Raw genomic sequence first — 15,017 nt, forward strand, 5'->3', positions numbered from 1 at the left:
AGCACCCGCGATTAGGCTGATCAGGTGCGTGACATCGCGGTTTTCACCGGCACTGCCCATCCCGACCTCGCGGCCGAGATCTGCACCCACCTCGGCACGCCACTACTGCCCACCCGCGTCCAGCGGTTCGCGAACGACTGCCTCGAAGTCCAGCTCCAGGCGAACTGCCGCGAGCGGGACGTGTTCATCATCCAGCCGCTGGTCCCACCCGTCCAGGAGAACCTGGTCGAGCTGCTGCTGATGCTCGACGCCGCCCGCGGGGCCTCCGCGGCCCGCATCACCGTCGTCATGCCCCACTACGCCTACGCGCGGTCGGACAAGAAGGACGCCCCGCGCATCTCCATCGGCGCCCGGCTGGTCGCCGACCTGCTCGTCACGGCGGGCGCGAACCGGGTGCTGGCGATGACCCTGCACTCGCCGCAGGTGCACGGGTTCTTCAGCATCCCCGTCGACCACCTGCACGCGCTGCGGGAACTGGCCGCCCACTTCAAGCAGTACGACCTGAGCAACACCGTCGTGGTCTCCCCCGACCTCGGCAACGCGAAGGAGGCCGCGCACTTCGCCCGCATCCTCGGCGTGCCGGTCGCGGCGGGCGCGAAGCAGCGGTTCGCCGACGACAAGGTGCACATCAGCGCCGTCATCGGCCAGGTGCGCGGCAAGGACGTGATCGTCCTGGACGACGAGATCGCCAAGGGCAGCACCGTGATCGAGCTGCTGGACCGGTTGCGGGAACGGGAAAGCGGCACGATCCGCGTCGCGTGCACGCACGGCTTGTTCTCCGACGGCGCGCTGGAACGGCTCGGCGCCGAGCCGGACGTGCTGGAGATCGTGTGCACCAACACCGTGCCGATCGCGGCGGAGAAGCACGTGCCGAAGCTGAAGGTGCTGTCGGTGGCCGGGCCGCTGGCCGAGGCGATGCGGCGCATCCACAACGGCGAGTCGGTCAGCACCCTGTTCGAAGCCCCCTAGGGACTGTTTCCCGGATCCGTGTCCGCGATAGCCGGGCTCTCATCGAACGAAATCCGGGAAACAGCCCCTAGCCGTCCCCTGCCCACCCCTGTCGACGTCCGCGACCGGCGACACCGCGAGGTGCCCGGCAATACCGTCGGAGCACCACATCCGTGACTCCCCGGAGGCAAGAAATGGTCACTCGCGAGACGTCATGGCCCGCAGGAACGCCGTGTTGGGCCGACCTCGGCGCGGACGTCGACAAGTCCACGGCCTTCTACTCGGGGCTCTTCGGCTGGGAGGTCGACAAGCTCGAGACCGCCGTGCTCGGGTACTGGACCGCCACGCTCGGCGGCCGCAACGCCGCCGGTCTGGGCGCCCAGCAGGACATGGCCCAGCCGCCGCAGTGGACGACCTACCTCGCCACGGACGACGCCGACGCGACCGCCGCCAAGATCTTCGAGGCGGGCGGGCACGTGGTCGTCGCGCCCATGGACGTGGAGGAGCAGGGCCGGATCGCCATCGCGGTCGACACCGCGGGCGCGATGTTCGGCATCTGGCAGGCGGGGGCCCACACCGGGCTCCAGGTCACCGGTGAGAGCGGCTCCGTCACGTGGAGCGAGAACACCACCCGCGACTTCGACGGCACTCGGAAGTTCTACGCCGACGTGTTCGGGTACAGCTACGCCGACCTGAGCGACAACGACTCCCAGTACGCCACCATCTCGCTGGGCGGCGACACCATCGGTGGCATCGGCGGCGCCTACGGCGACGCGCCCTCGGCGTGGCTGACGTACTTCGCGGTGTCCGACACCGACGCCGCGGTCGCCAAGGTGGCCGAGCTCGGCGGCTGGGTCGTCATGCCGCCGACCGACAGCCCCAACGGCCGGGCCGCCGTCGTCAGCGACGACCAGGGCGCCGTGTTCGCGGTGATCGACGCGTCCACCAAGGCCTGATCCCCCGAGCACGGCGGAGCGGCCGCGTCCACCCCGGTGGGCGCGGGCGCTCCGCCGTCAGCGGGAAGCCCTGCGGCGCTGGTGTTCCGCGACGTCGTCGAGCAGGAGCTTGAACCGCGCGTAGGTCTCCGGGCCGAGGCGGCGGGCGTGGCGGCGTTCCGCCGCGGCCATGAAGGCGGCGGCGGCGCGCATCTGGGCGAGGCCGCGGCCGGTGGGGAGGATGAGCTTCGCGCGGCGGTCGGCCGGGTCGGGGCGGCGCTCGACGTAGCCGAGTCGTTCGAGCTCGTCGACGACGGTCCCGATCACCTGCTTGTGCACGCCCGAAAGGCGGGAGAGGTCGGTGGCGCGCACGCCGTTCTTGCTCAGGTGGGCGAGCACGGTGCCGTGCCTGGGCCGGAGATCGGTGAAGCCCTTCTCCGCCAGGGTCGTGAAGAGGTCCTGCCGCACCGCCGACAGCAGGCGTCCCGCCAGGACCCCGAGGTCCGGTTCGGAGGCCGTCCGTCCGGTGCGCGCTGCCATGGGGCGGTCTCCTCGGTGGTCCCTGTGCGTGGCGGTCGACCCCAGTTTCCGCTCCGCGCCCCCACCTGTCGGGTGTTTCGTCCGAGACGTGGAAAGCCGATCCGATCGAGGGCGGAAGCTGTCCGCGATCGTTCGTAGGGTTATCACCGACGGACTCGGACGACCTGAAGGCGGACACCATGACCGGCAGCATCACCACCACCAGGACCGGCGAGCGGGCGGACCTGCTGGAGACGCTGGGCAAGCACCGGTTCTTCCTGCGGCACACCACTCAGGGGCTGACCGACGAGCAGGCCGCACTGAGCCCCACCGTCAGCAGGCTGTCGCTCGGAGGGCTCGTCAAGCACGTCGCGAACACCGAGGCGGCGTGGCTGCGGTTCGTCCTCGGCGGGGCGGAGCGGATGGAGGAGGACGCCATGCCGTGGGACGAGCAGCACCGGATGATGCCGGGCGAGACGCTCGCCGGGCTGCTCCAGCGGTACGAGGAGGTCGCGCGCGAGACCGACGAGGTCATCGCGGCGCTGCCCGACCTGGACGTGGCGCACCCGCTGCCCGTGGCGCCGTGGTTCGAGGCGGGCAAGAGCTGGTCGGCGCGCCGGGTGTTCCTGCACCTGATCGCCGAGACCTCGCAGCACGCCGGGCACGCCGACATCCTGCGCGAGACGATCGACGGCCAGAGGTCGATGGGCTGACGTCAGGCCGTCGGGGGTGCGGCGCGCCAGAGGTCGAGCGCGGGCTTGAGGCCCTCGGCCAGGATCGGGAGTTCGGGGACGAGGGCGAGGCAGGCCACGGCCTGTAGCCGGGCGGCGGCGTTCACGACGGCCAGCACCCGGCGGTCCAGGGTGGGGAGGCCGAGTTCGGCGGCGGCCTCGTCGTAGGCGTCCTCGGCCTCGGGGCCGATCATGGCGAGGTCGAGTTCGATCGGGCCCGCGGTCACCAGCTCGAAGTCCGCGTGCAGGTCGCCGCTCGTGGTGTGGACCAGGTTGTACGGCGGCGAGTCGCCGTGCACGGTCTGCACGGCCACACCGGGGAACGTCTCGGCGAAGCCCTCGCGCGAGGCGAGGACCGGTTCGAGACGCGCCCATTCACCGCGGGCGCGCTCCAGGTCGGCCGGTGCGAGCAGGTCGGGACGGCCTTCGAGGACGTCGAGGCCCGCCCCGATCGCGCCCTGGTAGGACGAGAGGAACGGCAGCTCGCCGGGGTACTCGCGCAGGGCCTCGTGCAGGGCGACCGTCGAGGCGGCGTTGCGCGCGTAGTCGGGTTCGCGCTCCTCGATCTCGACGAACCGCCAGAACGTCATGGAGAAGCCGTCCCGCGCGACCGGCGAACGGGGCACCAGCGGGCTGGGCGGGATGACCGGGATCCCCTGCTCGGCAAGCCAGCCGACCACGTCCAGCTCATCGCGTTGACGGCGGTGCAGGGCGACCGGGTCGGCCCGGAGCGCGGGCGGCAGCACGGTGGGCACTCGAACGACCACGGGCGACGGGGCGAGGTGCACGACGACCGAGAACACGTCGTGCAGGACCTTCGGGTCGCCTACCTCGAGCCCCAGGTCGCGGCCGGCTCCGACGGCGGCGGCCACGGCTCGCGCGGTGCGGGCGGCCAGGTCTTCGGGCGTGGGGATTCCGGACACAACGCCCATCCTGCCACCGGCGTCGGGTGAAGCGCCTCCCGATGAGCACGGGGGCCGTCCCACTTCCTCGGACGGCCCCCGTTCCCCAGCGGACTCAGATGCGCGGGGCCTCGGTCACGGTCCGGCCGTTGAGCGGCTGGGTCGCGCGGGCGTTGCCCGTGGTGAACAGCGACTGGAACCGCGCGATGGTCGCGGGCGACACGGTCTGCTCGGTGGTCAGGAACCACTGCACGCCCTCGGTGAACGGCGCGGTGGTCAGCGATCCGTTGTAGCGGAACGTGGCGCGGTTGGTCGGCAGCAGCGAGTCGAGGTCCACGTTCCGGAGCAGCACGTCCTCACCGCACTCCGGCGTGAGGTGCGCCAGCACCCGGTCCACGGTGGACGGTGCGCCCGCGCGCAGCGGCACGCCGATCACCAGCAGCTTGCCCTCGGCGCTGCGGTGCACGAAGTGCATCTCCAGCGGGTCGGAGTGGCCCGCGAACTTGTGCTCGGACGGCGTGTGGAAGTGGAACTGCTCCAACTCGTACCGGACGCCGGCGAGCGTGACGTGCGCCGCGCCGGGCGTGACGAAGGCTTCCTCGGTCTCCTCGTGGTCGCGCGTGGCGCAGCCGGTGGCGCTCGCCGCGTCCTTGCGGATGTACTCCAGGTCCAGGTCCGAGTGCCCGTAGGCGACGTGCAGCTTCGGCAGGCGGGGATCGATCCTGACCGAGCCGGGCGTCACGTCGATCGGACTCTGGCTGGGCACCTGCGACTGCGCGGTACCGCCGGTCGTCACGACGGTGACGGCGAGGGCCAAGGGGAGGAGAGCGGCGAAGAGGCCTCTGCGTGCCACGACCAGAACCTTTCGGACGCCGTGGAGAACCGGCGGGCCCTCAACGGACAGTCAGCATGATCACCCGTTCGGGTGACGCCTGAATGAGCTCGCACATCGTGGGACGCGAGTGATCCATCCGGCAAGACCCCTGAAATGGACATATGGCTCAGACATCGAGCAACCGCACAGTTTTCGACGCCACGCCCAGTGATCTGCGCTACTCCACGGCTGATCACTGCCCAGGGGAGGCGTCCACGGGCGCGAGCGCGACGGTCACGCCGGGCCGCCAAACTGGGGCCGTTGCCTCCGCCTGTTGCCAGCCGGAGCGCTGTGCGCGGCGATCGCCGACGCGGCTGGGCGGACTGCCCGCACCTGGACCACTGCCCCGTCCGGACTGGACCGGACGCGCGTGTCGCCGCTGGGAGCGGCCTTGCCATACCTACTGGTGAGTCCGTCGGACATCTGACGCGTCAGTGGACCATTCTGCGGATATCCTGCGCTCCAGGCCTCGGACAGCGGAAGGTATCGGGTGGACTCGGCTGCGCGGACCAGTTCGACGGGGATGCGGTTCTCGGTGCTGGGGCCGTTGCGCGCGTGGCGCGGTGCCGACGAGCTGGATCTCGGGCCGCGGCAGCAGAGGCTGGTGCTGGCGGTGCTGCTGGTGCGGGCCGGGCAGCCGGTGCCGTTGAGCGAACTGGTGGACGCGCTGTGGGACGAGGACGCGCCCAGCAGCGCGGTGAACGTGGTGCACCGGCACGTCGGGCAGCTGCGCCGGGTGCTGGAGCCGGACCTGCCGCTGCGCGCGAGCGGGCGGTGGCTGGTGCGCGACGGGAGCGGGTACCGGTTGCTGGTGGACGCGGAGTCGACCGACCTGCTGCGGTTCCGCGCGCTGGTCGTCGAGGCCGGTGAGGCCGTCGCACGGGGCGAGCGCGCCGAGGCGGTGGCGGTCTACGTCAAGGCGCTGCGGTTGTGGCGGGGGCCGTGCGGGTTGGGGCTGCGGCCGAGTTCGTGGGCCGATCCGACGTTCACGGCGGTCGACCGGGAGTGCCTGGTGGCGGCCGCCGAGGCCGCGGACGCCGCGTTGGCCTGCGGTCTCGCCGGGGACGTGCTGCCGACCGTGCGGGCCGTGGCCGCGCGCGACCCGTTGAACGAGGAGCTGCACGCCCGGCTGGTGCTGCTGCTCAGCGCGTCGGGCCACCAGGCAGAGGCGCTGGCGGAGTACCGGTCGACGGCCGCCCGGCTCGCGGCGGAGCTGGGGGTGGATCCGGGACCGGCGTTGCGCGAGGCCCAGCGGCGGGTGCTGCGGCAGCAGGTCCCCATCGGCACGCCCTTCGAGGTGGAGGCGCCGGTGGTGCGCCCGGCGCAGCTGCCGAGGGACCTGTCGACGTTCAGCGGCCGCGACGGCGACCTGACGCGGATGCTGGGAGCGCTGGACTCCGCGGACCGGCCGATGACGATCGCGCTCATCGACGGCATGCCGGGCGCGGGCAAGACCACGGTCGCCGTGCGGCTGGCCTACGAGATCGCGAACCGCTACCCGGACGGCCAGCTGTTCGTGAACCTGCGCGGGTTCGACCCCGGCGGCTCCGCCGTGGAGCCCGCGGAGGCGTTGCGCGGTTTCCTGTACGCGCTGGGCGCGCCCGGCGACCGCGTCCCGGCCGAACCGGACGAGCAGGCCGCCCTGTACCGGGCCCTGCTCAAGGACAAGCGGATGCTGGTCGTGCTGGACAACGCCCGCGACGTCGAGCACGTGCTGCCGCTGATGCCCGGTTCACCGCGCTGCCTGGTGGTCGTGACCAGCCGCAACCGGCTGACCGGCCTGCTCGTCGACGAGGGCGCGCACCCGTTCACACTGGACCCCATGCCGGTCGCGGAGGCCCGCGCGATGGTGGCGCTCCGGCTCGGGGTGGCGCGCAGCGCCCGCGACCCCGACGCCGTGGACCGGATCGTCGCGATGTGCGGGCGGCTGCCGCTCGCGCTGGCCGTGGTCGCGGCGCGCGCGGCGGCCTACCCGGACATGCCGCTGCACTCGATCGCCGAGGAACTCGAGGTCGCGCAGGGCGGTCTGGACGCGTTCGGCTACGACGACACCAGCGACCTGCGCGCCGTGTTCTCCTGGTCCTACCGCACGCTGACGCCGGCCTCGGCCCGCGTGTTCCGGATGCTCGCGCTGCACTGGGGCCCGGACATCTCGCTGGCCGCGGGCGCCAGCCTGCTCGGCGTCCCGCCGCGCGAGGCCAGGGCGGGCCTGGCCGAGCTGACCCGCACCCGGCTCATGACCGAGCACAAGCCGGGCCGCTACCAGTTCCACGACCTCGTCCGCGCCTACGCGCTGGAACTGGGCGCGGAACTCGACTCGGCCGAGGACCGCCGCGAGGCCGCCGAACGCCTGCTCGACCACCTCCTGCAGTCCGCGCACACCATCCACCTGCTGCTGCGGGGGCCGCGGCCGCCGGTCCCCCTCGACGACCCGCTGCCGGGCGTGACGCCGGAGACGGCCCGCGACTACGACGACGCCCTCGCCTGGTTCGAGACCGAACGGCACGTGATCGAGAGTTCCGTCGCGACCGCGATCGCCCACGGCCTGCCCGCCAGGGCGTGCTGGCTGGCGCTGACCACGCAGCAGTTCTACCAGCGCCACGGCCTGCACCACAGTTGGGCGGTCACCATGGAACTCGGCCTGCGGGCCGCGCGCGAGGCGGGCGACCGGTACGGCGAGGTGCGCAGCCAGCGGAGCCTGGCGGGCGCGTACTACTACCTCGCCGACAACAACCGCGCCCTGGCGCTGCTGCGCGAGGCCGAGCCCCTGATCGACGAGCTCGGCTGGGACAGCGAAAGGCCCTACGTGCAGCGGAACATCGCCGACGTCCTCTCCTACTCGGGCCCGTCCGGCATCGCCGACTACCCGACCGCGCTGAAGTACTACGAGAACGCGCTGGAGGGGCACCGGGCCATGGCCAACGACCACGGCATGGCGCTGTCCATAGAGGGCATCGGCGAGTGCAAGCTGCGCCTCGGCGAACCGGAGGCCGCGATCGCGCTGCTCACCAGGTCCGCTTCCCTGTACCGGGACATCGGCGACCGCAACGGCACGGCGAGCAGCTTCGCCACGCTCGGCGAGGCCCACCTCGTGCGCGGCCGACCGGCGATCGCGGCCCCCCACCTCATGGCCGCGCTGGTGCTGCACCGCGGCGTCCACGAACGCCGCGGCGAGGTCAACGACCTCGTGCTGCTGGGCGACGCCAGGGCGGCCCTGCACGACCTCGACACCGCACGTGCCGCCTGGGAGGAGGCGCTCGCCATCATGGTCGAGCACCACCTGACCTGGTCCGGCCCGACCGGTGGCACCCCGACGGAGATCCGCGCCCGCATCGAGGGCAGGCCGCTGCACGCCGTGGGCCGGGAGGGCGGGGTCCCGACGCCGGAACGCCGGGACCCCGCCTCGCGCTAGCGCTTGCGCGCCTTCGTCTCCCGAGCCGAGTCCGTGCACACGGCCCCGACGTCGACGCTCTGCCCGCGGTCCACGTACACGTCGGCAAGACCGACGATCCGGCCCCGCCGGTCCTTGCAGGTGAGCGTGTACGACTCCTTGGGCCCGTAGGTCGGCGGCACCGGCGGCTCGAACTGCACCCGCCCGGTCCCCCAGTCGTCCACGGCCGAGGGGTCGGCCTGGTCGTAGTTCACGAGCACCGCCGTGTACTCCCCCGCGGGCGGGTCGTACAGCACGGCCGTCTCCGTGTTCGTCCCGCCGTTGGCCGACGACGTCACCGTCTGCCCGGAGGCGTCCAGGACGTACAGGTCCCAGTCCGTCGACGGCGACGCCCAGTCGACCGTCACGGCCACCTTGCCGTTGTCGACCTCCGGCATCCCCTTGATGGTGAAGGGGATCCGTTCGACGGTCTGGTCCGTCGGGTACCGGGTGTTCTCGGCGGGCACGCCCGCCGGGTTGGCCAGCTGGATGCTCTGCTGCACGGGCGCCTGCGGTTCCCGCCCGTACCGGCCCGCCACGTAGGGCCGGGTGGACGGGTTGACCGCCCAGGAGAACCTGCCGCCCGTGGCGGTCAGCTTCGAGTCCAGCGTGTCCTGCACGTAGATCGGCGGCGCGGTCGACCCGTCCGGCTGCCGCACCGGCGAGGTGGGCGTCTGGAAGGACTTGTGCAGCGCCAGTTCGTACCCGCGCGGCGCCGAACCGGTCAGCGTCGAGTGCGCGGCGGGCGTGGCGGCGTTCCTCAGCATGTCCAGGAAAGCGGCGCGGTTGCCGCCCTTCCCGGCGCCGGGAGCCGGGGCCTGGCCCAGGTACTCGGCCACGACACCGGTCTCGTACGGCGGGTGGAACCCGTCCAGGCCGATCTCCATCGTGTACCCGTAACCGCCAGTGGCCCAGTACGACCAGTCCTCGGTGGTGCCCGACGTGTCGTAGAGGGCCCAGGACGGCTGGCTCGTGTAGCCGTTGCGCGACGCCATCAGGTCGCCCAGCGCCTTGTTCGCGGGCTCGTCGAGCGGCGGCCTGGTCCCGAAGACGCCGGGAACGCGCAGCACCAGACCCGAATAGGTGTGCAGGGTCAGCAGGTTCGTGACCTGGCGGGCGGACACGAGTTCACGGATGTTCCGGGTTTCCGGCTCGGAGAACGGGGCCGCGCCGCGGAAGGTCTCGCCCGCCCAGTTGGTGGACGCGCCCGCGCCGCCCCAGAAGCCCGCGTAGTTGCGGTTCGGGTCGGTGCCGCGCTGCGCGCCCGCCGGGTTCGCCTTGCACACGCCGGTGCGGTACTGCTCCGGCGAGTCGGAGGCCTGGCAGTTCTTGCGCTTCATCTCGTAGTCGAACCGGGAGAAGTCGCCCCTCGGCTCGGCCTCGCGGGAGATGGAGAAGCCGTCGGCGTTGACCACCGGGACGACGATGTTGCGGGTGCGCTTGACCAGGTCGCGGATCTCGCCGTCGTGGGAGTAGCCGTCGACCAGCTCGTAGACCCACTCCATCGCGTGCTCGGCCGACGGCCACTCGCGCGCGTGGTGGGTGGCCATGAGCAGGTTGACGGGCTTGCCGTCGGCCTTGTTGCCCACGTTGGTGGCGATCTCCACGCCGACGACGTCGATGCCCTCGACCGTCGGGTGCGGCAGCGTGAACGCCTGGACGAGTCCGGGGTTGCGGCGCGCCAGCTCCTTCATCTCGAAGTTGTACTCCCACAGGTGCCGGTAGGTCGTCCGGCCGGACGGGAGCCCGGTGGCCTTGGTCTTCGCGGCGAACTCGACGTCCTTGCGGGCGTTGTCGCGCGAGGTGGCCGAGAGGTCGGCGTTCAGGACCTCGAACCGGAAACCGCTGCCCTCCAGCACCTTCCGGTCGGCCCCGCCGGCCAGGACGACGTCGACGCTGGTCGCGTCGGCCTTCTCCGTGACGTCCAGCCCGAGCCCGATGAGCTCGTTCTTGTCCTGCTGGTCGGCCGTCGACACGCGGACCAGCTCGGCCCGCTCGGGCGCGACCGCCGCCACCGCGCCCGGAGTGGGCGTGCCCTGCGGGGTGATGGCCAGGAAGTCGACGCCCAGCACCGCGGTGCGCGCGTCGCCGGAGTAGCGGCAGCCCTGCACGACGAGCTGCTGCCCCTTGACCACGAAGCTCTCCGCGAGCTCGCGGGAGTCCAACGCGGTGGAGGCGGCGACCAGCGCGCCGGTGGTCTTGTCGAACACCGCGACGTCCCAGTCGCCCGCGGTGCTGTCCTTCGCGGCCAGCCTGGCCTGGACGAGGCCGTCGACGGTGGAGGTCACCTCGCGGCGGTCGACACCGGGGGTGCGGGCGGGGAGGACGTTCGCGAAGCAGGACCTGGCGACCGCGCGGTCGGCGCGCAGGACGTTCTCCGCGGCCGCGCTCGTCGGCGCGTTCAGCCCGATCACCACGGTGGAGCTGACGCCCACCGCCACCACTGCTCTGAACACGGATTTCCGTCTGGAGGACACCATGGACCACACCCCTCGATCGGCAGGCAGCGCGCCGTGCGCGACACGGTATCCACGGCGAAAGCCGGTGCAGAACCCCTGGAAGTAGGGCCTTTCTCAGCTTCTTTACAGGTGGTTCTGGGTGGTTTCTTCGATTCGGCGGGCTTCATGGAGGCAGAGCGGACGACGAGGAGGACGCCATGCTGGTGGAACAGGTGACGCGGCCGGTCCGGCTGACCAGCGGGGCGTGCAGCGAACGGGGCGGTCGCGCGCACAACGCCGACGCCACCGGCGCCCACCGCGATCCCGTTTCCGGCGGGCTGGCGTTCGCGATCGCCGACGGCATCGGGGACTCCGAGCGGGCGGGGCACGCCGCCCGGCTGGCGGCCGCGGCGGCGGCGCGCGAGGCGGCGCACGTCGGGGCGGGCCGCGCCGTGGCGGCGGCACGGGCGGCACTGGAGGCGTGGCAGCCCGACGACGAGCACCACCTGGCGGGCGACGCCGTCCTGGTGGCCGCGGCTCCCAGGCTCGGCGGCGGGTTCACCGTGGCGTGGGCGGGCGACGCGCGGGCGTACTTCTGGGACGGCATGGCGCTGACCCGGCTGACGACCGACCAGACGGTGGCGGAGTACTTCCGCGGGCACGGGCTGACGCCGACCGCGCGGATGGAGCACGTGGTGACCAACTCGGTGCGGCTCAGCGCGCCCGCGACGATCGGCCTGGCGCACGCGCCGCGCGGTCCCGGCAGGCTGGTGCTGACCTCAGACGGCGTGCACGGGCGGCTCACCCCGGAGGGCTTCCGGCTCGTCATGGCGGGCGCGGGCGACCCCGGAACCACCGCGGCACTGCTCGTGACGGCCGCTTTGCGGGCCGGCGGCACGGACAACGCGACCGCTCTCGTGGTCGACGTGACGTGAAAGCGGTTCATTTCCGAACACTTCGCCAGGAAACATGAAAATGTGTGATTCACATCACATGAGCCGGTCGAGTTTCACCACGGCCGCTTCGGGCCTCCAGTTCACTCGATCAGGTGGCAACACGCCCGAAATACGGCTCGAACGGCCCGAAAATCACGGGTTTGCGAACCAAAAATATGGCTTTGACCAGCGTGAACGATGTGATTTGGCCCGCTCTTCCAAGTACGACCACGCGAAACCGACCCAGACATGGCAAGATACCGGGAGAGATCAGGGTTCCTCGTCGTGAGGACCTGACTCAGGCTTACAAGGAGTTAGTCGCATGGCGCAGGGCACTGTTAAGTGGTTCAACGGCGAAAAGGGCTTCGGCTTCATCGAGCAGGACGGTGGCGGTCCTGACGTCTTCGTCCACTACTCGGAGATCACGGGCAGCGGCTTCAAGTCCCTCGACGAGGGTCAGCGCGTGGAGTTCGAGATCGGCCAGGGCCAGAAGGGCCCCCAGGCCCAGCAGGTCCGCACCGTCTGATCTGTTCGTGAAGTTGTGGGCTCGTACTCCATGGGGAGTGCGGGCCCACACCGCGTTGTGGGGCCGTCGATCGCGTTGACCTCGACCTAGGTGGACGTCCTACGGTCGCCCCATGAGCATGGATGTCACCGCGTGGATGTCGTTGCACCACGTCATGAACGCCCAGGACAGCCGACCTTTCTCCAAGGCGAGCGTCCGCCGCGTCGCCCGGTTCGCCCGCCCGCACCGCACCAGGCTGATCCGCTTCCTCGTGCTCAGCGTCGTCGCGGCCGTCCTCACCGTGGCCACACCGGTGATCGCGGGCCGGATCGTCACCACCATCAACGACGGCGGCCCCCTCGACCTGGTGCTCACCCTCGCGGCCCTCATCGCCGTGATCGCCGTCGTGGAGTCGGGCGTCGGCCTGCTGTCGCGGTGGCTGTCCTCCAGCATCGGTGAAGGCCTGATCCTCGACCTGCGCACCGCGGTCTTCGACCACGTGCAGCGGATGCCCATCGCCTTCTTCACCCGCACCCGCACCGGCGCGCTCGTGAGCAGGCTCAACAACGACGTCATCGGCGCCCAGCGCGCGTTCAGCGACACCCTGTCCGGCGTGGTCAGCAACCTGGTGACGCTGCTGCTCACCCTGGTCGTGATGATCGGCATCTCGTGGCAGATCACCCTGCTCGCCCTGGTGCTGCTGCCGGTGTTCGTCCTGCCCGCCCGCCGGATGGGCGGCAAGCTCGCCGCCCTGGAACGGGAAGCCGCCAACCACGACGCCGCGATGAGCACCCAGATGACCGAGCGGTTCTCCGCACCCGGCGCGACCCTCGTGAAGCTGTTCGGCGATCCCGCGGCCGAGTCCGCCGAGTTCGCCACCCGCGCCCGGCGCGTGCGCGACATCGGCGTCCGCTCGGCGATGGTGCAGACGGTGTTCCTGACCGCGTTGACGATCGTCTCCTCCCTCGCGCTCGCCGTGGTCTACGGCCTAGGCGGCTTCTTCGCGCTGCGCGGCTCGCTGGACCCCGGCGCGGTCGTCGCGCTGGCGCTGCTGATCACCCGGCTGTACTCGCCGCTGACCGCGCTGGCGAGCGCGCGGGTCGAGGTGATGACCGCCCTGGTGAGCTTCGAGCGCGTGTTCGAGGTGCTCGACCTCGAGCCGCTGATCGCCGAGAAGTCTTCCGCCACAACGGTGTCCGACGGGCCGGTCGCCATCGAGTTCGACAGCGTCACCTTCGGCTACCCGTCCGCCGACCGGGTTTCGCTGGCCTCGCTGGAAGAGGTCGCGACCCTCGACAGCAGGGGCGGGGTCGACGTGCTGCACGACGTGTCGTTCCGCGCCGAACCCGGCCAGATGGTGGCGCTCGTCGGATCGTCGGGCGCGGGCAAGTCCACCATCGCCCAACTCGCGGCCCGGCTCTACGACGTCGACTCGGGTTCCGTGCGGCTCGCGGACGTCGACGTGCGCGACCTGACCGCGGCCTCGATCCGCTCGACGCTGGGGATGGTCACCCAGGACGGGCACCTGTTCCACGAGTCGATCCGCGCCAACCTGCTGCTCGCCGCGCCTTCCGCGTCGGAGGCCGAGTTGTGGGAGGTGTTGGAGCGGGCGCGGCTCAAGTCGCTCATCGCCGGGTTGCCGGACGGGTTGGACACGGTGGTCGGCGAGCGCGGCTACCGGCTGTCGGGTGGGGAGCGGCAGCGGCTGACCATCGCCCGGCTGCTGCTCGCGCGACCGCGGGTCGTCGTGCTGGACGAGGCCACGGCGCACCTGGACTCCACGTCGGAGGCCGCCGTGCAGGAGGCGCTGAGCGAGGCGTTGGCCGGGCGGACCTCCGTGGTGATCGCGCACCGGTTGTCGACCATCCGGGCGGCGGACCTGATCCTGGTGATCGAGGAGGGGCGGATCGTGGAGCGGGGGACGCACGCCGAGTTGTTGGCGGCGGGTGGGCGGTACGAGGAACTGCACCGGACGCAGTTCAGCCAGGAGAGTTCGGCGGCTTGAGGATTTTTTGGGGAGTTGGGCTGGGTGGTTGAGCTTCCGGGCATGGCTGGGGTGGCAGGTCGGTTGGGTCGCTGAGTTGGGGTGATGAGGTCGGAGGCGGGTGCGGCGCAAGCGTTTGAGCGTCTTGGCGGCACGCGGTTGGCCAGCTCGGCGCGCGCAGTGGCCGGGGTACTCCTGTCGTGCAGGCCCCCCGAATCCGATGTTACGGCGGGGCACCGACAGTTTTTGACGCGTGGCTGATCGGACTGGCCCGCCAACCCGCCAACCCGCCAACCCGCCAACCCGCCAACCCGCCAACCCGCCAACCCGCCAACCCGCCAACCCGCCAACCCGCCAACCCGCCAACCCGCCAACCCGCCAACCCGCCAACCCGCCAACCCGCCAACCCGCCAACCCGCCAACCCGCCAACCCGCCAACCCGCCAACCCGCCAACCCGCCAACCCGCCAACCCGCCAACCCGCCAACCCGCCAACCCGCCAACCCGCCAACCCGCCAACCCGCCAACCCGCCAACCCGCCAACCCGCCAACCCGCCAACCCGCCAACCCGCCAACCCGCCAACCCGCCAACCCGCCAACCCGCCAACCCGCCAACCCGCCAGGCGCTGCGGTGCATCGCCGGCTGTCCGGCCTGCGCATGTGGCGTAGCGGTCCACCAGCGGCGAACGGAGCCAGTCATCAACGCGTCCCGGCGACCCCGGCGGTGAATCCCCCAGCCCGGCTTCCGCAGGTCCACGATGGACGGACCTTGCCGAACATGCGGACAAGCACGCGGCGGCGGAGGTCGCCCTGTCGT

The 15,017-nt window shown here is 71.6% G+C and carries 11 protein-coding genes; 7 read left to right on the top strand and 4 right to left on the bottom strand.

What is annotated here, in order from left to right; genetic code table 11:
• Window positions 1–24: 24 nt before the first annotated feature.
• Both RM788_RS12565 and RM788_RS12570 read left to right on the top strand, forming a co-directional pair.
• Window positions 25–969: a ribose-phosphate diphosphokinase gene (locus RM788_RS12565; RefSeq protein WP_315931809.1), complete on the top strand. Its 945-nt coding sequence runs from the start codon at window positions 25–27 to the stop codon at window positions 967–969.
• Between the two features lie 173 nt (window positions 970–1,142).
• Window positions 1,143–1,904: a VOC family protein gene (locus RM788_RS12570; RefSeq protein WP_315931810.1), complete on the top strand. Its 762-nt coding sequence runs from the start codon at window positions 1,143–1,145 to the stop codon at window positions 1,902–1,904.
• A gap of 57 nt (window positions 1,905–1,961) precedes the next feature.
• Here RM788_RS12570 and RM788_RS12575 read toward each other — a convergent pair whose 3' ends face one another.
• On the bottom strand, window positions 1,962–2,423 hold the full coding sequence (locus RM788_RS12575) for a MarR family winged helix-turn-helix transcriptional regulator (protein ID WP_315931811.1): 462 nt from the start codon (window positions 2,421–2,423) through the stop codon (window positions 1,962–1,964).
• 179 nt (window positions 2,424–2,602) lie between these two features.
• Here RM788_RS12575 and RM788_RS12580 point away from each other — a divergent pair, with 179 nt between their 5' ends.
• A complete protein-coding gene (locus RM788_RS12580; protein WP_315931812.1) occupies window positions 2,603–3,115 on the top strand; it encodes a DinB family protein in 513 nt (170 codons plus the stop codon).
• A gap of 2 nt (window positions 3,116–3,117) precedes the next feature.
• Here RM788_RS12580 and RM788_RS12585 read toward each other — a convergent pair whose 3' ends face one another.
• Both RM788_RS12585 and RM788_RS12590 read right to left on the bottom strand, forming a co-directional pair.
• Complete coding sequence (locus RM788_RS12585; RefSeq protein WP_315931813.1) at window positions 3,118–4,056, bottom strand: phosphotransferase; 939 nt, start codon at window positions 4,054–4,056, stop codon at window positions 3,118–3,120.
• 94 nt (window positions 4,057–4,150) lie between these two features.
• Window positions 4,151–4,888: a carbonic anhydrase family protein gene (locus RM788_RS12590; protein ID WP_315931814.1), complete on the bottom strand. Its 738-nt coding sequence runs from the start codon at window positions 4,886–4,888 to the stop codon at window positions 4,151–4,153.
• A 511-nt stretch (window positions 4,889–5,399) separates the two neighbouring features.
• Here RM788_RS12590 and RM788_RS12595 point away from each other — a divergent pair.
• A complete protein-coding gene (locus RM788_RS12595; RefSeq protein ID WP_315931815.1) occupies window positions 5,400–8,321 on the top strand; it encodes an AfsR/SARP family transcriptional regulator in 2,922 nt (973 codons plus the stop codon).
• Here the strand turns inward: RM788_RS12595 and RM788_RS12600 are convergent.
• Complete coding sequence (locus tag RM788_RS12600) at window positions 8,318–10,819, bottom strand: M14 family zinc carboxypeptidase (RefSeq protein ID WP_315931816.1); 2,502 nt, start codon at window positions 10,817–10,819, stop codon at window positions 8,318–8,320. The two genes, RM788_RS12595 and RM788_RS12600, sit on opposite strands and share 4 nt — an antisense overlap.
• A gap of 176 nt (window positions 10,820–10,995) precedes the next feature.
• On the opposite strand from RM788_RS12600, the gene RM788_RS12605 reads away from it, so the two are divergent.
• The 3 genes from RM788_RS12605 to RM788_RS12615 all read left to right on the top strand — a co-directional run bounded on the left by RM788_RS12605 (window position 10,996) and on the right by RM788_RS12615 (window position 14,222).
• The gene (locus RM788_RS12605) at window positions 10,996–11,712 is read left to right on the top strand and encodes a PP2C family protein-serine/threonine phosphatase (protein WP_315931817.1); all 717 of its coding nucleotides are present in this window, start codon (window positions 10,996–10,998) and stop codon (window positions 11,710–11,712) included.
• A gap of 322 nt (window positions 11,713–12,034) precedes the next feature.
• The gene (locus tag RM788_RS12610) at window positions 12,035–12,238 is read left to right on the top strand and encodes a cold-shock protein (RefSeq protein WP_106189155.1); all 204 of its coding nucleotides are present in this window, start codon (window positions 12,035–12,037) and stop codon (window positions 12,236–12,238) included.
• A gap of 118 nt (window positions 12,239–12,356) precedes the next feature.
• Window positions 12,357–14,222, top strand: coding sequence for an ABC transporter ATP-binding protein (locus tag RM788_RS12615; protein ID WP_399344972.1), 1,866 nt, complete (start codon window positions 12,357–12,359; stop codon window positions 14,220–14,222).
• Window positions 14,223–15,017 lie beyond the last annotated feature (795 nt).

The organism is Umezawaea sp. Da 62-37 (genome assembly GCF_032460545.1).
Taxonomy (GTDB): Bacteria; Actinomycetota; Actinomycetes; order Mycobacteriales; family Pseudonocardiaceae; genus Umezawaea.

Bases quoted from the DNA above. Each gene is read 5' to 3' on its own strand.
- RM788_RS12600 (WP_315931816.1), bottom strand. From the start codon at position 10,819: ATGGTGTCCTCCAGACGGAAATCCGTGTTCAGAGCAGTGGTGGCGGTG.
- RM788_RS12580 (WP_315931812.1), top strand. From the start codon at position 2,603: ATGACCGGCAGCATCACCACCACCAGGACCGGCGAGCGGGCGGACCTG.
- RM788_RS12610 (WP_106189155.1), top strand. From the start codon at position 12,035: ATGGCGCAGGGCACTGTTAAGTGGTTCAACGGCGAAAAGGGCTTCGGC.
- RM788_RS12575 (WP_315931811.1), bottom strand. From the start codon at position 2,423: ATGGCAGCGCGCACCGGACGGACGGCCTCCGAACCGGACCTCGGGGTC.
- RM788_RS12605 (WP_315931817.1), top strand. From the start codon at position 10,996: ATGCTGGTGGAACAGGTGACGCGGCCGGTCCGGCTGACCAGCGGGGCG.
- RM788_RS12570 (WP_315931810.1), top strand. From the start codon at position 1,143: ATGGTCACTCGCGAGACGTCATGGCCCGCAGGAACGCCGTGTTGGGCC.
- RM788_RS12615 (WP_399344972.1), top strand. From the start codon at position 12,357: ATGGATGTCACCGCGTGGATGTCGTTGCACCACGTCATGAACGCCCAG.